The 20,062-nt window shown below is 42.7% G+C and carries 19 protein-coding genes; 6 read left to right on the top strand and 13 right to left on the bottom strand.

What is annotated here, in order from left to right:
* Window positions 1–6 precede the first annotated feature (6 nt).
* The 10 genes from AACU28_RS11880 to AACU28_RS11835 all read right to left on the bottom strand — a co-directional run bounded on the left by AACU28_RS11880 (window position 7) and on the right by AACU28_RS11835 (window position 8,176).
* Entirely contained in the window at window positions 7–1,227 is a 1,221-nt protein-coding gene (locus AACU28_RS11880) for an AAA family ATPase (protein ID WP_017066692.1), read from the bottom strand.
* A 26-nt stretch (window positions 1,228–1,253) separates the two neighbouring features.
* A complete protein-coding gene (locus AACU28_RS11875; protein WP_181257507.1) occupies window positions 1,254–1,751 on the bottom strand; it encodes a TadE/TadG family type IV pilus assembly protein in 498 nt (165 codons plus the stop codon).
* Window positions 1,751–2,179 carry a TadE/TadG family type IV pilus assembly protein gene (locus AACU28_RS11870; RefSeq protein ID WP_102498639.1) on the bottom strand — a complete coding sequence of 143 codons (429 nt, stop codon included), beginning with the start codon at window positions 2,177–2,179 and terminating at the stop codon, window positions 1,751–1,753. Before AACU28_RS11870 ends, AACU28_RS11875 begins: the two co-directional genes overlap by 1 nt.
* Window positions 2,180–2,181: 2 nt before the next feature.
* The gene (locus AACU28_RS11865) at window positions 2,182–3,450 is read right to left on the bottom strand and encodes a TadE/TadG family type IV pilus assembly protein (protein ID WP_102535117.1); all 1,269 of its coding nucleotides are present in this window, start codon (window positions 3,448–3,450) and stop codon (window positions 2,182–2,184) included.
* Between the two features lie 16 nt (window positions 3,451–3,466).
* Window positions 3,467–3,763, bottom strand: a complete 297-nt coding sequence (locus AACU28_RS11860; RefSeq protein WP_102432818.1) for a hypothetical protein — start codon at window positions 3,761–3,763, stop codon at window positions 3,467–3,469.
* Window positions 3,726–5,180, bottom strand: a complete 1,455-nt coding sequence (locus AACU28_RS11855) for a type II and III secretion system protein family protein (protein ID WP_102498641.1) — start codon at window positions 5,178–5,180, stop codon at window positions 3,726–3,728. The genes AACU28_RS11860 and AACU28_RS11855 overlap by 38 nt, the downstream gene beginning before the upstream one ends.
* An 8-nt stretch (window positions 5,181–5,188) precedes the next feature.
* Window positions 5,189–5,938, bottom strand: a complete 750-nt coding sequence (gene cpaB / locus AACU28_RS11850; protein ID WP_017080023.1) for a Flp pilus assembly protein CpaB — start codon at window positions 5,936–5,938, stop codon at window positions 5,189–5,191.
* On the bottom strand, window positions 5,931–7,280 hold the full coding sequence (locus AACU28_RS11845) for an ATPase AAA (RefSeq protein WP_017080022.1): 1,350 nt from the start codon (window positions 7,278–7,280) through the stop codon (window positions 5,931–5,933). Before AACU28_RS11845 ends, cpaB begins: the two co-directional genes overlap by 8 nt.
* A gap of 37 nt (window positions 7,281–7,317) precedes the next feature.
* Complete coding sequence (locus AACU28_RS11840; protein WP_102561174.1) at window positions 7,318–7,848, bottom strand: prepilin peptidase; 531 nt, start codon at window positions 7,846–7,848, stop codon at window positions 7,318–7,320.
* Between the two features lie 157 nt (window positions 7,849–8,005).
* Complete coding sequence (locus tag AACU28_RS11835) at window positions 8,006–8,176, bottom strand: Flp family type IVb pilin (RefSeq protein ID WP_086715348.1); 171 nt, start codon at window positions 8,174–8,176, stop codon at window positions 8,006–8,008.
* A 194-nt stretch (window positions 8,177–8,370) separates the two neighbouring features.
* On the opposite strand from AACU28_RS11835, the gene AACU28_RS11830 reads away from it, so the two are divergent.
* The 3 genes from AACU28_RS11830 (at window position 8,371) to AACU28_RS11815 (ending at window position 12,130) form a co-directional block, all read left to right on the top strand.
* Complete coding sequence (locus tag AACU28_RS11830) at window positions 8,371–9,114, top strand: helix-turn-helix domain-containing protein (protein ID WP_102535114.1); 744 nt, start codon at window positions 8,371–8,373, stop codon at window positions 9,112–9,114.
* Between the two features lie 83 nt (window positions 9,115–9,197).
* Window positions 9,198–10,886 carry an AMP-binding protein gene (locus AACU28_RS11825; protein WP_121602983.1) on the top strand — a complete coding sequence of 563 codons (1,689 nt, stop codon included), beginning with the start codon at window positions 9,198–9,200 and terminating at the stop codon, window positions 10,884–10,886.
* A 338-nt stretch (window positions 10,887–11,224) separates the two neighbouring features.
* The gene (locus AACU28_RS11815; protein ID WP_121602981.1) at window positions 11,225–12,130 is read left to right on the top strand and encodes a LysR substrate-binding domain-containing protein; all 906 of its coding nucleotides are present in this window, start codon (window positions 11,225–11,227) and stop codon (window positions 12,128–12,130) included.
* Between the two features lie 56 nt (window positions 12,131–12,186).
* Here the strand turns inward: AACU28_RS11815 and AACU28_RS11810 are convergent, their stop codons facing one another.
* Window positions 12,187–12,393, bottom strand: coding sequence for a DUF1127 domain-containing protein (locus tag AACU28_RS11810; RefSeq protein WP_017080015.1), 207 nt, complete (start codon window positions 12,391–12,393; stop codon window positions 12,187–12,189).
* A gap of 103 nt (window positions 12,394–12,496) precedes the next feature.
* On the opposite strand from AACU28_RS11810, the gene AACU28_RS11805 reads away from it, so the two are divergent.
* Window positions 12,497–13,447, top strand: coding sequence for a LysR substrate-binding domain-containing protein (locus tag AACU28_RS11805; RefSeq protein ID WP_121602980.1), 951 nt, complete (start codon window positions 12,497–12,499; stop codon window positions 13,445–13,447).
* Window positions 13,448–13,492: 45 nt separating this feature from the next.
* Entirely contained in the window at window positions 13,493–13,711 is a 219-nt protein-coding gene (locus tag AACU28_RS11800) for a VF530 family protein (protein WP_004734468.1), read from the top strand.
* Window positions 13,712–13,833: 122 nt separating this feature from the next.
* Here the strand turns inward: AACU28_RS11800 and fusA are convergent, their stop codons facing one another.
* Entirely contained in the window at window positions 13,834–15,921 is a 2,088-nt protein-coding gene (fusA, locus tag AACU28_RS11795) for an elongation factor G (protein ID WP_004734469.1), read from the bottom strand.
* Between the two features lie 234 nt (window positions 15,922–16,155).
* On the bottom strand, window positions 16,156–17,538 hold the full coding sequence (radA, locus tag AACU28_RS11790; protein WP_017092478.1) for a DNA repair protein RadA: 1,383 nt from the start codon (window positions 17,536–17,538) through the stop codon (window positions 16,156–16,158).
* A gap of 161 nt (window positions 17,539–17,699) precedes the next feature.
* Between radA and AACU28_RS11785 the strand changes: the two genes are divergently transcribed.
* The gene (locus AACU28_RS11785) at window positions 17,700–20,048 is read left to right on the top strand and encodes a PilZ domain-containing protein (RefSeq protein WP_121602979.1); all 2,349 of its coding nucleotides are present in this window, start codon (window positions 17,700–17,702) and stop codon (window positions 20,046–20,048) included.
* Window positions 20,049–20,062 lie beyond the last annotated feature (14 nt).

Here is a 20,062-nt window from a genome sequence, read left to right as displayed (position 1 = left end):
AACCCATTATGAAAACAACTTTTTCAGCCACCCTTTCTCTTCCTGCTCTGGTGGTGAGAGAACATGAGATAAGTCGATGATAGAGCGAGTAATAGAGCTTTTCTTCCTAGACTGAACTAACGGCTGCCCCAAATTGGCACTCTCTAGCGCGACTTTAAAATCGTTAGGCATAAGATGTATGTCGTGGTTGCCCACTGCCTGCTCAATGTCTTTTAGCTTAATTGAATGTCGCTTTTCATAACGGTTGAGAATGACCTCTATTGAGTCACTTTGTAAGCCGTACTCAAACTTCAGAGACTTAATTAGTCGGCTCGTGTTTTTTACTGACACTAAGCTCTGTTGCAAAACCAAAAGTACTTTAGTCGCAGGTGATATTGCTGATGCAAACACGTGATCTAAGCCTCTAGACAGGTCAATGATCACATAAGGGTAGAAACGACGCAGAATTGGAAGTAATCTGCCAATTTTCTGAGCCTGCTCGAAGTCATCAGCGTTATTTTCATGTTTAAAGCTTAGAACATGGAGGCCTGATTCGTGTTTATTTACCAAAGAGCCCAAAGACATTTCATCCAAATCATTCGAACTGTTGATCGCATCAGAAACGCTATAAGTCGGCACTATGTTCAAATAGTCTGGAATCACGCCAAACTGAAGATCGATATCGAGTAAAAGAACTTCATTAGGGTGTTGAGTGGCCATCTCAATGGCAGTATTTAGCGCCAAGGTGGTTGCCCCCATCCCTCCTTTGGTATTCAAAAACAAGATAAACTCTCCGTAACTGGAGTTCTCAAGCTTTTCGGAAGCGGTTTTCTTCAATAATGGAAGTAAGTCCGATAGAGTCACATTATGAGACAGAAAATCTGATGCCCCTAAGCGAAGTGCGATTTTTAATGATCCATTATCACTTTCATCACCGAGCACAACTAAAGACAAATCCTTGTCTTCTAAAGACAAATCATACCCTTGTAACTCAACCATTTTTTGAGCCCAATTCCCATTAGCTTCAACAAAAATAAGCTCTGGGACATCTGCACTTTTTAGGTATTCTTCACTCATTGCCGCAAGAGAAAACGAGGTCACATGAACATTTCGGCATTTTTTTAGTTCTTGACTCATATGCGAATGAAAGCCGTCAGTACTGTAGACTAACCAGACCTTTAGATTCGTTCTTAAACGCGTCATATCTTTATCGTTTTCATTCGGCGTTATTTTGATCGCTTCCCCCATACATTCATCTCCTTTTAAATAACCTCTTATGGGCATCTATTCCATATGTTAGTGCTAGTTTCAGTTTCAGGCCTCACCACACCCAAACTTTCTGCGGGTAGTATTGTTTCAAACGCAGGGGCAGCAAGAAATCCATTCTCTCCTAGAAAGCTTAGGTTACTGATTAACTGAATGCCATAACCCGTAGCCCTAGCACGCACAAATTTAATGCTGCCAAAGTTTGCTTCAAAATCAGAAGCAACCTCTCCCCCGCTCGCGTCTAAGTAAGCCACTTCTAAGTTCGCATTAGTAAATCCAACAAGAGGAATATCATCCACCACCATTCCCGCAATATTATCTCTATCTAGGACGTAACATACCGTCGCTAACCTAGCAGCCTTCCTAGTCGCTTCACTGACCATTTGCAGCGAAAATATATAGGCACCTAACGCTAAAATGAGAAAGAGCAACAGAAAAATTAATGATGAGACCAAAGTGAACTCAATAATGGCAAGCCCTTTGGTTCGTCTTTTAAGTCTTATCATCACAGCACCCTCATCACTGAAGTCACACTTAATGGAACAGCAAAATTCTCATTCGAAAAAGGAATAGACAAGAAGAGTGGAACATAGTCATACGTCACACTAACTCTGACATAACTATCGCCTGAAGGCGGGGTTACGGTCACATCCGATGTCGTTAATGAAGATAATACAGCGGTCCCTGCACTGTTCTGACCATAGACCACGACATTCTGAATTTCAGACGTCGGTGCGATGGTTCCACCAATGGTTCCATACACTTCACTAACCGCATAACGAGCGCCATTTTGCACTGACTTCGATATCACATTGTAGTGAACAAGAATATTGCCAAGCTCTAGAACTAAGACTAGAAAAAACAGTAAAACGGGAGTCGCAATGACCATCTCTACGGCAGCAAATCCCTGTTGAAATTGATTAGATTGCTTCATGATCAAGATTCCCCACTATCGGGGTCCTTATACAGAACAATCTTATAAGTCCCTTCTGTTGTCGACGTTGTACTACCTGATCCACCTGCAACACTGCAAGAGTGGATAAACTCACCAAAAACGGCGGGTGTACCTGAGTTGTTAGTTGGTGCTTTTTGTAACAAGAAAAAACAGCCAATCTTGTGCACGGTAAAGTCAGTTGCACCACCACTTTTACCAGAGCAATCCACCATAGGAATGGGTAAAATACGACGCCAAGCGACACCATTAGATGCACACCCAGAACCACCGTTTGCGATGCAGGCGTTGGTATCTGACTCATATTGAGCATAGGTATAACTTCCGTCAGAATCGATCTCTCCCGTACCGGCATCAATCGTTATTTCATTGGTAGGTTCTGTAGTTACATAATCTGAAGGGTAATCGGATGCCGATAAGCCACCACCATAATCTCCAAAACGAGTATTCAAACCATCGCCTGTAGGGCCAACTGTACCACCTGGTTTGGTTGTTATGTCTTCACCAATTTTGATTGGTTGGTCATAACTACCACCTAAACCTTCTTTAACTGTTTTACCACCAGAGCCGAAATCCAATAGGTGATAATTACCATTACCCATTTCAGATAGTTTGTTATCCCCTACTTTAAGAGCATGAACGGTGCCGACTTCATAGCCAAATACATTAACTATCTCTTCACCTGTCACATCGTGATAGCCATCTTCTGGATCAATATCGTTATCCGAAGTGCCATCACCAATACACACACCAATGGGTACAACGTTATTAACTACATCTTGACCTGAGCTGGGGCCAGCAACGGCACTTGCTGATACTGCCTTATCAAGGCCAAACATATGAATGAAAAATTCATCCATCTCTAGTGCATCTACGCGAACTCGCACATAAACATCTTCATTTGCACCGAACGTCGCCGTGCCAGTAAAATCCTGTGGGTCATTCGAATAATCAATGCTTATAGAAGCGGTCGAGAAATCAATTTCTTGGTTCCCTGTTGAAGCCGCCATGGCATTGAGCGCCGTACCGACTTCTGCGTCCACCGCGTCTTTATCTTTGCTGTTGTCTAATATGGTTGCGGCAGCCAGCGCTGCAGAATCAACTGCATTTTGTAAGCGCGTTTTATTTACAACCATATGGTTTATGTCTACAGCTAGCGCTGAGACAGCTAGAAAAACCAACAAAGCAGCAGTAATCATCACCGCAACTAAGCCTTGTTGTTTTTTAGGGCTTTGTGATACTCGATACAACATATGAGTACCTCCAGATTTAGTTAAAATCTTCTAAGATCTGGCTACTACTTCCGGACAGATCGTTTTCACCTCTGCCAACATATCTGTCGTAACCAGTCTGCATCCGCTCCCCTGTACCATCAGGTACTTCGAGTAAATTCTCTTGGGTAGCATTAGGGTTATACGTTTGCTCTGTTTTCACTAGTGCTACCGAATGCCCTAAACGAGCATCGTTCGCACAGCCAACTAATAACATTGCGAGAAAGATCATCATTATTTTAGTCATATCTATCCCCTTATAAATCGTGCCCAAATGAGCCTTCGCTACCACCATCGGTCGGTGATATATCCTGTGAAGCTTGAGATTGCTCTGAATCAGATTCAGACGGTTCAGCTATGTAAGCGCTTCGGCCTAACAAGTAATATTCCAGATCATTAGGATCAACAAAGGCATCAGTTGGCAGTGTTACCTTACTTCTATCCACCGGTTTGGCGAGTCGAGGCGTAACAAGAATGACCAGCTCAGTTTCTCCAGACACATACTCTTGACTATTAAAGAGCTGACCTAAAATAGGCACATCACCAATACCCGGCATTTTGTTGCTGACATCTCTGACATTCTCACTGAGTAAACCCGCAATACCGATTGTTTGGCCATCGGCTAACTCAAGCGTCGACGAAGCACTTCGTCTAGTAATTGGAGGGATAAGATAGGTCGCATTGGTAGTTCCAGGATCAATAGTTAACGAACTACTATTAGCTATTTCACTGACATCAACAGCCAAATTCAGATTGATTTTTTTATCACTAAGCACTGTCGGGATAAACTTTAAACCTACCCCATATTCTTTGTATTCTATGGTAATACCGTCGTCGTCAGGTACTGGAATGGGGAACTCACCACCGGCTAAAAACTCAGCCTTGGAACCGCTTAGTGCGGTTAAATTTGGTTCAGCTAAAACTTTCGCCACACCGTTTTGTTTCGCAACATCCAATGCGAAAGTAAACAAGGTATTACTATCAATGAAAGACCCTAAAATACCGTAATCAGTAGAGGTTGGGATATCGAAGATTGGGGTTGCTCCTAACACACCCGCAGGTACTGAAGACGCTCCCCAAGAAAAATTCGAACCACTTGTTTGGAAGAAATGAAAATTCGCATCAAACTTTCTGACCAAGCTTCTCTGAACCTCTGCAACCGTCACCTCTAACATGACTTGTTGAGCACCACCAATAGACATTAGGTTAATAACACCTGTCGCTGCAGCTTGTTCACTGCCGCTTTCTTTTGATTCGTCAGCAGCCTGCCCCGATGAATAAGTTTCCGCGATTCGCATCGCCACATTCATTTGTTGCTGGTTACTGACCTGACCACTTAGCAGTAAGCGATTCTGCGCACTGTGCACTTCAATAGTTTCATCAGGAAGGAACTCATATAATTTAGCTTTGAGGCTATTAAGATCATGAGTAACCTCGATGTTAATAGACTCGATCAACTGACCTCGTGAATCCCAAGCCATTAGGTTTGTCGCACCTAATTTTTTGCCGATTAAGAACAATTCATTTGATTTTAAAATTACAATATCTAAGACTTCAGGATCACCAAGAGAAACCTTCGCCGCTTTTCCCGACAGCACTACATGCGTAGATTTATGATGTGGAACCGTGACTGTTTTTCCTGTCTGCAATGCCGCAACACTGGCCGTCGAAAAACAAATCAGGCTCAAAACACACGCAATTAATATTTTCATATTTCACCTCAATCCTTGACGCGCACATTAGATGTTTCTGTACCTTTGATAATGGTGACACTTGGTCTAGGCACATATCGACGAACCACTTTTTTCTCTACTTCGTGTGGGTTTCTCAAGGTCAGCTGAATACTGCCTTTGCTTTTAGCCGTGAGAAGTTTCTCGGCCTCTTTCGGCGTCATCTCAAGAGTTACCGCTCGTACAATAATCGGACTGTTTTCTTTCGTTTTAGCCGTTTGGTCTACAGCCAAAACCTTAATATCTTTAAGAACGGTTTGAGTCGCTGCAGAATTTTTTCCGTAAGAAACGGTATTGAGAATATCAACCTTATTACCCGGTAATAAGAACCCCGCCACACCAATAACATCATCAACACGTATCGTTACCGCACGTTTATTTTCAGGGATAAGAGCGGCAAGTGTTGACCCTTCTCCTGGTACAGTAAATCGTAACTTGTGAAGCACCTCTCCGGCATAGATAGTATTCGCAACAACCTTGCCAATCAGATCCGCTTTATCTGAATAGTTATTTTCATTAATCCAATCAACTTCCATCAACCTGGTGGTTAAAAACTGATCCTCGATAATGGTTCCGGCTTCAATTTCTTGTGATGCGACAACAACGGGGTGACGCTCGACCGTTTCAACTTCAACGGTTGGCTGAACTTGATCATCCATCCACTGCTTAGCAAAAAATACAGCCGCTAAGCCGAATACTACGGACAGTAAAAACAGTAGGAAAACTTGACTCTTATTCATTATTCTCTTCCTCGTGTCCATCAGAGGTAAAATAGACTTCCCATGCCATGGAAAGAATATCGAATGTGATAACAGGTGGGAGTTGCTCAAACGAAAGAATGTCTTTGCTTATACCAACGAGATCTTTCGGCAAACAGGGGAAAAGTGGCACCTTAAGAAGCGTGTGCATTTGAGACAAACGCTCAAAGAAACCATCTTGAAGCTCCATCTCTTTTTCAGCGACGACGCTCATCCATAAAGCTTCATAATCTCGCTGATTCAGCGGCTTGAATTCAATTTTGTAACCTAAACGACGTAGAAATGCAGGGTCGCTTATTTTCTTGGGATTTAGATTGGTAGAAAAGGCAAGCGTTAGAACAAACGGCATCGTGATTTGCTGGCCATTAGGTAGCGATAAATAATCAAAGGAATATTCCATTGGTACAATCCAACGATTAAGCAAAGCATCGACAGGCATGGGCTGACGACCCAGGTCATCAATGATAAAAATCCCATTATTTGCCATCATTTGTACAGGCGCTAACCAAACACGACTGTTCTCAGAATGATTGACTTCAAGCATATCCATAGTGAGCTCTCCACCCACCTGAATATTCGGCCTTTCACAATTAAGCCAACGCTTGTCGTATTGATCTTTGAGGGAGATACTTTGATCGCTGCCGTTACTATCTAACGGTTTATGATGTTGTGCAGAAAACACCTTGATAATGTTACCTAAGGCATAGACTGCATAAGGAATGAAAACAGACGTATGCAGCGCATTGACAATACGTGAAGCTACAAATGTTTTACCCGTCCCCGCATGCCCATACAGCAACAAAGCTCGTCCCGAATTTATTGCTGGCCCCAATACCGAAATCATTTTGTCGACACCATATACATCATTCAGTGCAGCTTCGACATGTGGCCGAGTCACTAGCTCTGCTCTTAGATCCTGCTGCTTTACCACATCACTATATTGAGTAAGTGAAACGGGGGCAGGACCTAAATAAGCATCACGTTTAAAGGCAAGATCAGCTTCTTCAAGTCCTTTCTCAGAAAGGGAATAGCGGACGTGACTATGAGATGCAGATGAGAGAGAAAGGTTCGAGGTTGGTTGAAAAACTTCAATCAATGACTTTGTTCTCAACACAGCCAACGCACTTTCAACAATATGTGTCACAACACATAAATAGTTAGAAAGATCTAAAACATCCGACTTGGGGTAGGCTGACAGGTGCTTCAACACAAGGTTTTCTATAACAACTTCAGGAACACCCAACATATCAATAGATGTAGGAACGGCTGGGGCTGAAATTTGAGGCTTCAAAGTTGTTGGATCAGTACGCCCTATAATATCCATATATTATTCCTCTCCATGAAGCTAACCAACAACAGATTTAAGTAAAGTAGCTATACATCGCCAATCCCATGACAACAGAGGGTGCAAAAGGCATCGTCACCTTATTTGAATACCTAGCGTGCAAACTCGCACTTTCATCCAATACTGGTGTCACTCCACCAAGCACGATCAGCTTATTTTCAAAATAGCCTTTAATACTAAGACTGTTCGAGTTGGAAAAGTTATATAGCAGGTAGAAAGTCCCGATCACTCCAGAAGAAAGTAAGATAAAGTACGACGCATCAAGTAATTTCCCCCACCCAAGATACATCCCCACAATACCTAATAGCTTCACATCTCCTGCAGACATAGCTCTTACAAAATATAAGAGTAATCCAAAACAAAAAAACACCACAAATCCAACGAAGGACATTAAAAAAACATCAAAGGTGTAATTGCGGTTAAACATTGATAAAAAATACACAAACAAAAACAGTATCAATATTTTGTTTGGTATACGATGCTTCTCAACATCGTATACCGAAACTGCAATTAGCAATGCCCAAAAAACTGAAGGCTCATTAATCATATATTTAATTCATACACTCAAAATAATGCTCTGGATTTTACTAAGTAAGGCTGTTGCCATCCCAGAAAAAACCAACCCTATCGCAATAACAAGTAAGGCAGCAGCGATAATATAGGAAACCGAAGTAAGCCCTCTTTGCTGCCTCACTCCTTTCCGATCATAAACCACCAACGATTGTATTCAGTTTGGCTGCCAGAGTATTCCCTAAACCAGAAAATACGGTTGTCATACCTAATACTAATAATGCTGCACCGATTACGTACTCGATAACAGTCAACCCTTCTTCATCTTTCATGAATTCTTTACAATTATTCAAAAACTTATCCATGAGAACCTCTCCTTGATTTACGTATCAGGCTTTGTTTACCTGTAAACTAAATCTAGAGGTGAGAGATATATTCGGTTAGGATTTTTTTGCCATTCACTTGCACTTTTTTGTGGTACTTCTAATCTAATTGTTACGTATAGTAATTTAGCTAATTTTAAAGCCACATTTAAATATGAAATAGAGTTGGTATTTATATGAAAGTAGTAACACCTTTATTATCAGATAAGGATAGTGATTTTAACGCTGTTATTATCAATAAAATAAGCCACTACTTTCCTATTGAAAACTTTGGACAAGATATATCTATAATCAGTAACTTAGATGTAAGGTTAGTGTTTTTCATATTGAATAAGCCAGATAAACTTCAACTACTTACAATGGCTTTATCTATTTGCGAGAACCTAAATAAAAGAATAGTCATTATTTGCTCAGACCCGTTACCTAATATCGTTCGAAATCATAAGAATATATTTTTTATTATCGAAACAAACAGTAAACATCTGACCAGTAAGTTCGAAGAACTACAACGTAAAACGCAACATATCTTCGAGCCTCACTTTGATCTCGACCGAGATACAAACAACAACAATCAATTACCTGCAAAGTTGTTTACCTCTGAAGTCGTTAACTTTGTTATGGACAACATCAACAAAGAAATCAGAGAAACAGAAATCGCAGAAAAGTGTCATTGTTCAACAACCTACTTTTCTAAGAAGTTTCATCTACACTTTGGGGTAAGCTTTAGAGACTTTGTGTGCGATAAACGAATCCTGTTAGCCAAAAAGTTAATCGAAGCCGATACCGAATCAAAAATAGCTGTTATTTCTTACCAATGTGGATACAAGGATGTGTCGTATTTTTCAAGAATCTTTAAGAAAAGGACCGGAGTAACACCCGCAAGTTACAGACGTGCCTGCACGGATAACAGAAAACGCTAATTTTACTCCCTAAAAGAAAAAATCATGGTACATTTAACATGATTTTAACAAAAATAACTTAGCGAAAAACATGGAGTTAGACAATGATTCAGCCTAACGAGTTTAGCCAAGAAAAAGCAACAGCTCTCCCTACACCCAATGACATGATTTTAAAATGGGCAGAAGAACGCCCAGATGAAGTCTATTTAAAACAAATCATTAACCGCCAATTTGTTGAGTTCACTTATAAAGAAGTGGCCGACAAAGCACTAAAACTGGCGTCAGCATTAGAAGGACTCGGAGCCCAACCCGGCGATCGAGTCGCTATCGTTTCAAAAAACTGTGCAGAGTGGTTTATCTGTGACCTTGCCATGATGTTAGGAGATTTTGTCAGCGTCCCAATCTTTCCAACAGCGGGTGCAGACACAATTCAATACTGTATTGAACACAGTGAAAGTAAGATTGTAATTGCAGGTAAGCTTGATGATCCTAAAGCCACTCAAAAAGTACTCGATGATAATCCGAGTCTAATTAGTATCTCGTTACCCTACGATACTGCCGCTAAGTGCCAGCACACTTTTGAGCAACTTATCGAGACACATGAACCCTCAACCAAAAGACCTCAGCATCACGATGATAAGCTGATGTCGCTTGTTTATACTTCGGGTACGTCTGGGTTACCGAAAGGCGCAATGCTCACGTATGGTGCCTTTACATGGTCAGTTCAGAGATTAATCGATCACATTGGTATCCAACCTGGCGATCGCCTGTTTTCTTATCTGCCGCTTGCCCATATAACCGAACGAGTGTACATCTTTGGTTCTTCAGTGATGGGTGGGGTGGTTACTGCTTTCCCTGAATCTTTAGACACATTTATTGATGATGTAAAAATGCATCGTCCAACTTTGTTTATTTCAGTTCCTCGTTTATGGACTCTATTCCAACAACGAATCCAAGATAAACTTCCACAGAAAAAACTGAACTTCTTACTTAAAATTCCGTTCGTGAATAACCTAATTAAGAAGAAACTGGCTGATGGTCTGGGGTTAGACCAAGCTCGCGTTCTTGGCTGTGGCTCAGCTCCAGTATCACCAGCTCTACTTGCATGGTATGAGAGTGTTGGCCTACACATTACCGAAGCTTGGGGAATGACTGAGTCTTTCGCCTACAGCACGATTAACCACCCGTTTAGAGCCGACAAAATTGGTACTGTAGGTAACGCTGGTCCGGGCATTGAACTCAAAATTGCAGAAGACGAAGAGATTTTAGTTCGAAGCAAAGGCATGTTCTCTGGTTATTACAAAAATGACATTGCAACTCAAGAATCTTTTAACTCAGAAGGTTGGCTTCATACGGGCGATATTGGTGATATCGACAGCGAGGGCTATTTAACGATTCGTGGGCGTAAGAAAGATACCTTTAAAACCGCGAAAGGCAAGTTTGTCGCTCCTGTACCAATCGAAAATAAACTCTTTGAGTACAGTCGTGTAGAAATGATGTGTTTGATAGGCTTAGGCTTACCTGGCCCTATCCTGCTCGTAGTACCGCATGACTTCCCTAATTTTGATCGGGCTCGTTACGAAAGAACAAGCAAACGCGTCATTGAAAAAATGAACGAACAGCTAGCTTCGCATGAGAAGATTAAAGGCGTACTGATGATTAAGGAACCATGGAGCATCGACAATGGTGTTCTTACTCCGACTCTCAAGATAAAGCGACATATCCTTGAGCAGAAATACCATGAAGTCGGTCATAACTGGCCGAAAGATAAATTGGTAGTTTGGGAAGAGTAATCAAAATCGAGAAGGAGCCAGTACGGCTCCTTTTTTGTAAGCTCAACTTATAGGTATTTAGTGTAATCAGCCGCATCATTGCTCCCATTGTCCAGACCGATGTCCTCCTTCATTCGACTGCTCAGCGATTCCGAAGTAATAACTTGTCTCGATTTAGCCGTCTTACTCATCTTGGTTTTATCATTAACTTTAAGCATCTGATTAACAAATCTGCCGACCCAACAGGTTATTGTTTTCATTTTACCTCTCTTGTATTCCTTGTTTATTTGTCGCTATTATGAAAACAACCTGTTCGATAATCGAACAACCATTATTAACAAGAACTATAAGCTGAGATTATGGACAATAGACTGCGTCACCTTTCAGGCCTCCGTTACTTTGAAGTTGCAGCACGCTTGAGCAATTACAGCAAAGCGGCTGAAGAGCTGTTCGTCACTCAAGCAGCCGTCAGCCAGAAGATACGACAGTTAGAAGAACAGGTTGGATGTAAGCTCTTTATTCGTAAGGGGCGCGCAATGACTTTGACGCATGAAGGGCACACACTTTTTAGACATGTCTCTGATGGATTTCAAGAGGTTCTGCTGGGGTTAAACAAGATCCAATCAGAACCTATTCAAGGGCTGCTTGTTGTTAGAAGTCCCCCCTCTTTTGCTTCTCGTTGGTTACTGCCTAGGCTGTGGAAGTTCTCGGTAAAGCACCCAGAAATCCCAATTAAGGTGCTAACAGGGTCTGATACCCCAAATTTAAAACATGGCGAGATTGATGTGGCTATTCTGCAGGGCGAGGATCTATGCGTTGAAGAAGGCTTGACTCTTGAGATGCTAATCAACGAACCGGTTTACCCTTTTTGTTCCCCTGAACTCGCAAACTCTTTGAACTTCACATCACCTGAACAACTCCTCAAATGTTGGTTGATTCAGTTTGATAGCGGTTGTTTCCCGTGGGAGGAATGGTTTAGGCAAGCAAACATATCGACTCAAAGCAGCACCATTCAGTGGATGGAAGTCGGTACCTTTGATATGGGGTTAACCACGGTCATGGCGGGACATGGGGTTTGCTTGGCAACAGACAGCTTGGCTGGTGACTTCATCGAACGCGGCTTGCTAGTGAAGCCCTTTGATATAGGCATGACACCCGGTGTTCAAGTCAACCTATGCTTTGATCCTAACTCCCCGAGAGAAGAGCGTATTGCGGCGTTTACTGAGTGGCTGCATGAAGAGGTTTCTGATATCTCAAAGATCTAGCATTGGTTTTGGCGTAACTCCTCCTAAGAAGAAAGAGTTACGTCTGATCACCTGAATCACTCCCAAAATGCTTTTCTCACCTCTTCATTAGCCTGGCCTCGGGTAATACCAACATCTTCAAGTAAATGATCTGACAGTTCAGCTAGGTGCTTTCTCGTTCTACGGTTCTGAAAATACAGTTTAAATTTAGAATAGTATTTCTTAACTGATAATGATGAAAAGAATGCTTGATGACTATTTTTTCCCGCAGTTATTGTATTCATAACCTTTCTCCTGTTGATCTTTCGCTTTGTTATGGTCAATAATCGACCAACAGAGCAACATCGACAAACGATAGATACTGACATTCAGTTAAGGAAAACTAATGTGAGAGAACGCACCCCACCATTCCAAGGGATCTACTATTTTTATACTGCGGCTGAAACTGGCAGTTTTAAGCTCGCAGCTGAAAAGCTGTTTGTCACGGCAGCCGCCGTCAGCCAACAAATTCGCCAACTTGAAGAATGGCTAGGCGCAGACTTGTTTATTCGCCAGCACCGAAAAATAGTACTCACTCACGAAGGTGAAGTACTTTACCTGCAAGCAAAGAAAGGCTTTGCCCACATTCAAGATGGTGTGAGGCGAATTAACCAAGACCCAAACCCTACTCAACTTTCTATTTCAACCGTGCCATCATTTGCCCAACACTGGTTGGTACCTAGAATTGGCGACTTTCGCGATCGTCACCCAGATCTATCCATGTTGATTGAACCGACCAACAAGCTCGTGACGTTTGAAGATTCTAATGTCGATGTCTGCGTTCGGTATGGTCACGGTAACTACCCAAATATCGAGTCTCGTTGGTTAATGGACGAGGTGGTTTACCCAGTTTGTCACCCGATTTATCAAGAGAAGCATGGGATCCATGACATTGACGATCTACACAAAGCTGAATTGATTGAAGATCGATGGCCAGATATGGATTGGAATCTATGGCTAGACATTGTTGGAGCGAAGGCAGGACGCTCATCATTGCAATTTGATGGCTCGCATTTTGTTTTAGAAGGTGCATTATCCGTACAAGGCGTTGCTCTTGTGAAGCACAGTTTGGTGTATAGGTATTTGCAGGAAAAGAAACTCGTTCGAATCGGTAACTTAGCACTCAAGCCTAAATACAATTACTTCTTATGCGCCCCCGCTGGCTACTTTCATCGAGAAAAGATAAAGCGTTTTGAGGCTTGGATGCAAAATCAGGTTCGGCTGTTTGGGAATAGAGGTCGAGAAGAACTTTCTATTATCGATACAGATTACCAACTTAAATGGTCTGATAATTCATAAAGCGAAACTGATATACTGAGCTCAAATAAATGGCGAGAACATCTCATGACACAAGACAATAATCCACTTCACGGTATCACTCTACAGAAGCTACTGACTGAATTGGTTGAACATTACGGTTGGGAAGAGTTGAGTTACATGGTGAACATCAACTGCTTTAAAAAAGATCCAAGCATTAAATCTAGCTTAAAGTTTTTGCGTAAAACAGATTGGGCTCGAGTGAAGGTTGAGTCGATTTACATTGAGTTAAAACAGAACTCTTAAGTCTTAGTCTTAGTCTTAGTCTTAGTCTTAGTCTTAGTCTTAGTCTTCCAAGAGTAAGATAACAAAAAGCCCCGCAAGCTTTCACTTGCGGGGCTTTTTTAGTTAATTTAGAAAAGAGCTAATTACTTACCAGCTTCTTTTTCTGCTTTAACTTTAGCGATTACTTCTTCTGCCACGTTCATTGGACATGGAGAGTACTGTGCGAATTCCATAGAGAATTGGCCACGGCCTGAAGTAATTGTACGTAGGTGACCGATGTAACCAAACATTTCTGAAAGTGGTACGTCAGCTTTAATACGAACGCCAGTTACGCCAGCTTGTTGATCTTTGATCATGCCACGACGACGGTTAAGGTCACCGATAACATCACCAACGTGATCTTCTGGAGTAAATACGTCAACGTTCATGATTGGCTCAAGAAGTTGCGCGCCAGCTTTAGGCATAGATTGACGGAATGCACCTTTCGCTGCGATTTCAAATGCGATTGCAGATGAATCGACTGCGTGGAAACCACCATCGTAAAGTTCAACTTCAACGTCTAGCGTAGGGAAGCCAGCTAGTACGCCGTTTTCCATCATGCCGCCAAAGCCTTTCTCAACAGCAGGCCAGAATTCTTTAGGTACGTTACCGCCAACAACTTTTGAAGAGAACGTAAAGCCAGAACCAGGTTCGCCAGGCTTGATACGGTAATCGATCTTACCGAATTGACCAGAACCACCAGACTGTTTCTTATGCGTGTAGCTATCTTCAATTGCTTGAGTGATAGTTTCACGGTAAGCAACTTGAGGAGCACCAACTGTTAGGTCAACGCCGTAAGTACGCTTAAGGATATCTACCTTGATGTCTAGGTGAAGCTCACCCATACCTTTCAGGATAGTTTCGCCAGTTTCTTCGTCAGTTTCAACTTGGAAAGATGGATCTTCTGCAACCATTTTACCGATAGCGATACCCATTTTCTCAGAACCGCCTTTATCTTTTGGAGATACAGCGATAGAGATTACTGGAGTTGGGAATACCATTGGCTCAAGCGTTACTTGATCTTTAGGATCACATAGAGTGTGACCTGTTTGCACGTTCTTCATACCAACGATCGCAATGATGTCACCAGCTTGTGCGCTAGTTAGTTCGTTACGGTCATCAGCTTGCATCTCAACCATACGGCCAACACGCTCAGTTTTACCTGTGAATGAGTTAAGAATCGTGTCGCCTTTGTTCAATTTACCAGAGTAAATACGAACGAAAGTTAGAGCACCGAAACGGTCATCCATGATTTTGAATGCAAGCGCTTTAAACGTTTCTTCAGTAGAAACGATAGCGTGGTTGCCAGTTTCTTCGCCGTTCTCGTCCATTAGAGGTTGAGGATCAACTTCAGTTGGAGAAGGTAGGTAATCTACAACAGCGTCAAGAATGATTTGAACACCCTTGTTCTTGAATGCAGAACCACAGTAAGTTGGGAAGAACGCTAGGTCACGAGTACCTTTACGGATACAACGCTTGATGTCTTCGATAGAAGGCTCTTCACCTTCCATGTAAGCTTCCATTAGGTCATCGTCTTGCTCTACAGCAGTTTCGATTAGCTCTTCACGGTATTGCTCTACGTCATCTACCATGTCCGCTGGAACATCTAGAATTTCGTAGTTTTCAGGAAGACCAGTGTCATCCCAAACGTATGCTTTACGGCTTAGAAGGTCTACAACACCCACGAATTCATCTTCGCGGCCGATTGGTAGAACCATAACTAGAGGAGTTGCGCCTAGAACGTTTTTAACTTGGTCAACAACGTTGTAGAAATCTGCACCCATACGGTCTAGTTTGTTAACGAAGATCAGACGAGATACTTCTGATTCGTTAGCGTAGCGCCAGTTAGTTTCTGATTGTGGTTCAACACCACCAGAACCACAGAATACACCGATACCGCCATCAAGTACTTTAAGAGAACGGTATACTTCAACTGTGAAGTCAACGTGTCCAGGAGTATCGATAACGTTTAGACGGTGACCGTTCCAGAAACAGCTTACAGCTGCTGATTGGATAGTAATTCCGCGCTCAGCTTCCTGTTCCATGAAGTCAGTAGTTGATTCGCCATCATGTACTTCACCAGTCTTGTGGATCTGACCAGTTAGCTTAAGGATACGCTCAGTGGTAGTTGTTTTACCCGCATCAACGTGCGCGAAAATACCAATGTTTCTGTATTTCGATAAATCTGCCATTGTCTTACTCTGTTAATAGGATATAAAATGCGCGCAGAGTATATCACAATCTGTGAAGACTGATAGCTTTGCATGCATTTGGGACTAAAAAACTTTGCCTTTTTCTAACATATAGAAAAAGGCAATCTGTAGAAACAATCTAAATGATTGTTAAGTTTAGTGCTAACTTAAAGCGAAAATAGCGTTTAAGTTAGACTGAATTTCTGCTGTATAGAGTAGCTGAAGTGAGCTCAATTACAACTCATCAAAAGCATTAATTGCTTCTGATAATTTTTTCACACCGTGGATCTGCATTCCTGGAATGCCCCCTTTTGGCATGTTGGCCGCCGGAACAATCGCTCTCTTAAAGCCATGTTTAAATGCCTCATTTAAGCGCTCTTGCCCGCTCGGTACAGGTCGAATCTCACCCGCGAGGCCTACTTCCCCAAATACCACCACATCTTTTGGCAATGCACGGTCTCTGAAACTCGAAAGTAAAGCGATCACTAATGCAAGATCGGCACTGGTTTCGGTTACTTTAACACCACCGACGACATTCACAAACACATCTTGGTCAGCCATTTGTAAGCCGCCATGTTTATGCAGCACGGCTAATAACAGTGAAAGCCTATTTTGCTCTAGACCAACAGCAACACGACGTGGATTAGCGAGCTGGGAATAGTCCACCAGCGCTTGGATTTCAACAAGAAGTGGACGTGTCCCTTCCCACACAACCATGACCGAACTGCCCGAGGTTTCTTCTTCACCGCGAGACAAGAAAATAGCCGATGGGTTGCTGACTTCTTTAAGACCTTGGCCTGTCATTGCAAACACACCCAACTCATTGACCGCACCAAAACGGTTCTTGTGACTGCGCAGCGTTCTAAAGCGGCTATCGGTTCCGCCATCTAACAGCACGGAACAGTCAATAATGTGTTCCAGTACTTTTGGCCCCGCTAATGTGCCGTCTTTAGTTACGTGTCCCACCAAGAACACCGCAACGTTGTTCTGTTTCGCATAGCGCGTTAATGCGGTTGCTGACTCACGAACTTGAGCAACACTCCCTGGCGATGATTGAACATCAGCGACATGCATAACTTGGATTGAGTCGATAACCATGATCTTAGGTTGCTCTTTTTCGGCAACCTGACAGATCTTATCAACATTGGTTTCAGAGAGCATTTTGAGATGTTCTTTCGGTAAACCGAGTCGAGAGGCTCGCATCGCGACTTGTTGCAGTGATTCTTCACCTGTGACATAAAGTGTTGGCAACTGAGAAGAGAGCTGACACATGGTCTGCAGTAACAGTGTTGATTTACCGGCACCTGGGTTACCACCAATCAGAATTGCAGCGCCAGGTACGACACCACCACCGAGAACGCGGTCGAGTTCTTTGAAGCCACTGCTAAAGCGAGGGACTTCTTGCAGGTTAATTTCCGATAATGTCTGAACGCTCGATTCTGTTGCCCCACCCGCGTAACCACCACTGAGTCGTTCATTACGCGCAACTTGAGGTGAAGCCGCTAACCTAACTTCGGTAATCGTGTTCCAAGCACCACATGCATTGCACTGCCCCTGCCAACGTGGAAAGTCAGCACCACAGTCATTACACACATAAGCTCGTTTTGCCTTAGCCATAAAACCTCAATAATTTACTCAGTTACACAATGATGTTGTCAATTTGTGACTTATTTGACCGTACGGGTGAAAATAAAAGTTGCAGTCATACCACTTATACTTAAAGATCGATTTAAACTAGTCGATAACATAAACGTACCGTCCATTCTAACAAGAAAAGTATGCAGCAATCTGAAATTCTATCTGTAGCAGAGCGACTCATCCCAGCCTACCACGCTGAGGATTTCGACTTCCTTCTTTCTCAAATGACAGAAGGTGAATCCCCGTCTCTGAAATTGCTCGTTAAAATGGAACTGAATCGTATCATGGCTCCGTGCACAAAGAGCATTGATTTACGCGGACGTATTGACACTGAATGCCGTCAATTTACGTTAGATGGTCGTAAACACTGGCTTGATGATATTGCTTTGAACGCGTATCAACGTGGTACTAAAAAATTTAAAGGCTATACAGAGGGCGCGTGGGAGTTAGTGATGACTCCGCGAACTCAGCCACTTCGTAATATCGTTAAAACCTCGTCTCAACATAATCAAGATCTCACTAACGCTAATAGCCCATATGAAGCGGAAGCCATTAACCTCGGTTACGACTTAAAGCGTCAAGAAAACAGACTCAAGATTAGCTCACAGGTTGAGATCACCACATCTAAAGGCCAAAGCCTACACGGTGTGACGGTTGATATTTCCCCGTCGGGTGCAAAATTCAAGGTACCAAGCGCCTTTAAGTACAACCTCGGTGAGATCATCAGCGTTAAGTTCACAGAGCTTATCGAAAAGTCGCAAGAAAACGATGTTTACCAAGCGGTCGAATTCCGCGTTCTGGGCATTGATGAGTCTTACGAGAATAACGCCGTCAAATTTTTAAGAACCATCAAGGTAAGCAATAACAATATTGTAGCCCGCTTGCTTGATGAGTCTTTGAATAGCTCAAGCAAGAAAACCAGCCATGAGAATCAAGATAGAATCATTCGAACTCGTACTCGAGGTATCGAACACACCTATCTCAAGCACACCTGTAATCTTCCTCTTTTCTTTAGCGGCAGTGAACTAAAGCTTGCTCTACTTACGGATAACAACCATCCGCTGTGGCAATACTGGCACGATGAGCGAAACCAACAAGCTCTGGGTACCCTGTTCAATGAACAACGAATGAACTTGCTGGCTAAACCTGGCGTAAAGGGAACCAGTAACGTTATTTACTCGTTTACTCATGAGCATCAAGACAAGACCTTGTTCTACTCAATGATGCTTCCTGAAGCCTCTCGAGAGCAAAGACAGTTGTTCTGGCACATCGGGGGGAAACGTAAAAGCTGGAAGGCGTTCAAGTTCTCGGTGTTCGAACTTTCAGACACTGAGAGACAAGCCTTAGCCAAGCACTCGGATACGTTAGCTCAAAGCTCAGCACAACTGACGCATTGTGGAATCTTGCAAGAGATTGGCGATCACGAAAGTGCGGCTGACTATCTATTGAGTGAAAAACCACGTATTCCAAGCAGTGAACTGAACCGCTTCCGTCATCCGCGCTCTGTAGTGGGGAATATTCAAAGTATCTACTTCGACTCTCAAACTCGTCGCAAAGAACCGAGGTATCAATTTAAGTCACCGTTACAGCTCACCTCACAAGATGGCGCCGCGGCTAACGGACATACCTTAGATATCTCAAAACGTGGACTCAGCATTGCTCTTGAGCATCCGATGGTACTCAAGATTAATGACCCGGTATTAGTAAACTTCAATGAACTGCAGCTCTACGACAAAAACCTGCCATTAAGCACCGTGCCTTACCACGTGATTCGAGTCAGCCCGAATGGTCGCAACGTGCAGTTGGTTATCGCCGAGAACACGAAGACAATGCGTACTATCGCCTTTCTCAATGGGCTTATCGATCAAAACCAAAGCAAGTTGATTAAGAAGAAAGAGATACTGCCAACACATTCTCTGCTCGAGTCTCTACACAACATTTTGCTGAGCAAGATGGTCAGCAACCCAATATTCATTGATAAACCGGGCTCAACACTGCGTTGTAAGATCATTGGCGTAAACTTCCCTCTGAATAAACACTTAGCACTGCTCGCTAAGCTTGGTCACAACCAAAAGTTCTCACTCGAACCTATTTTCAAAGGGCACTCTAACTCGCTGTTGGCTGAACCACTGAAAAGAATTGAAGGTGCTGAACCTAAACACCATGATATCTATATTGCTGCGGTTAAGTTTGGCGACAAGATCCAATCCGTACACACGAAGTTGGTCAAAGACTTCGCCTCGGCAAAGGAACGCATCTTATTCATCAAGAAAGCTCAGCATTTAGGTGACGTGTATGTACTACGAGTCACTACTGCACCTATTTTTAATCCGCTAACGAGTTTATTTCAATCTGATTTAGAAGAGCTCTCACGCATCAGCATGCACCAAGCCAAGAAGCTAGAGAATGAGGTCACGGCTTTTATTGGTTATGGTGAGATAGAAGATATTACCGATGAAGTGTTGATTCGATTGGAGCTAACACGCTAACTTCGAACAGTGTC

Origin of the sequence: Vibrio sp. SBT000027 (assembly GCF_963894355.1) — a bacterium.
GTDB lineage: Bacteria > Pseudomonadota > Gammaproteobacteria > Enterobacterales > Vibrionaceae > Vibrio > Vibrio splendidus.
This window is presented reverse-complemented; position numbering and strand designations above follow the sequence as displayed.

What these genes read in the sequence shown, in the direction of transcription:
- AACU28_RS11815 (WP_121602981.1), top strand. Translation starts at nt 11,225, where the DNA reads ATGGACAATAGACTGCGTCACCTTTCAGGCCTCCGTTACTTTGAAGTT.
- radA (WP_017092478.1), bottom strand. Translation starts at nt 17,538, where the DNA reads ATGGCTAAGGCAAAACGAGCTTATGTGTGTAATGACTGTGGTGCTGAC.
- AACU28_RS11865 (WP_102535117.1), bottom strand. Translation starts at nt 3,450, where the DNA reads ATGTTGTATCGAGTATCACAAAGCCCTAAAAAACAACAAGGCTTAGTT.
- AACU28_RS11835 (WP_086715348.1), bottom strand. Translation starts at nt 8,176, where the DNA reads ATGGATAAGTTTTTGAATAATTGTAAAGAATTCATGAAAGATGAAGAA.
- AACU28_RS11785 (WP_121602979.1), top strand. Translation starts at nt 17,700, where the DNA reads ATGCAGCAATCTGAAATTCTATCTGTAGCAGAGCGACTCATCCCAGCC.
- AACU28_RS11810 (WP_017080015.1), bottom strand. Translation starts at nt 12,393, where the DNA reads ATGAATACAATAACTGCGGGAAAAAATAGTCATCAAGCATTCTTTTCA.
- AACU28_RS11880 (WP_017066692.1), bottom strand. Translation starts at nt 1,227, where the DNA reads ATGGGGGAAGCGATCAAAATAACGCCGAATGAAAACGATAAAGATATG.
- AACU28_RS11830 (WP_102535114.1), top strand. Translation starts at nt 8,371, where the DNA reads ATGAAAGTAGTAACACCTTTATTATCAGATAAGGATAGTGATTTTAAC.
- fusA (WP_004734469.1), bottom strand. Translation starts at nt 15,921, where the DNA reads ATGGCAGATTTATCGAAATACAGAAACATTGGTATTTTCGCGCACGTT.
- cpaB (WP_017080023.1), bottom strand. Translation starts at nt 5,938, where the DNA reads ATGAATAAGAGTCAAGTTTTCCTACTGTTTTTACTGTCCGTAGTATTC.
- AACU28_RS11845 (WP_017080022.1), bottom strand. Translation starts at nt 7,280, where the DNA reads ATGGATATTATAGGGCGTACTGATCCAACAACTTTGAAGCCTCAAATT.
- AACU28_RS11825 (WP_121602983.1), top strand. Translation starts at nt 9,198, where the DNA reads ATGATTCAGCCTAACGAGTTTAGCCAAGAAAAAGCAACAGCTCTCCCT.
- AACU28_RS11800 (WP_004734468.1), top strand. Translation starts at nt 13,493, where the DNA reads ATGACACAAGACAATAATCCACTTCACGGTATCACTCTACAGAAGCTA.
- AACU28_RS11860 (WP_102432818.1), bottom strand. Translation starts at nt 3,763, where the DNA reads ATGGTGGTAGCGAAGGCTCATTTGGGCACGATTTATAAGGGGATAGAT.
- AACU28_RS11840 (WP_102561174.1), bottom strand. Translation starts at nt 7,848, where the DNA reads ATGATTAATGAGCCTTCAGTTTTTTGGGCATTGCTAATTGCAGTTTCG.
- AACU28_RS11855 (WP_102498641.1), bottom strand. Translation starts at nt 5,180, where the DNA reads ATGAAAATATTAATTGCGTGTGTTTTGAGCCTGATTTGTTTTTCGACG.
- AACU28_RS11870 (WP_102498639.1), bottom strand. Translation starts at nt 2,179, where the DNA reads ATGAAGCAATCTAATCAATTTCAACAGGGATTTGCTGCCGTAGAGATG.
- AACU28_RS11875 (WP_181257507.1), bottom strand. Translation starts at nt 1,751, where the DNA reads ATGATAAGACTTAAAAGACGAACCAAAGGGCTTGCCATTATTGAGTTC.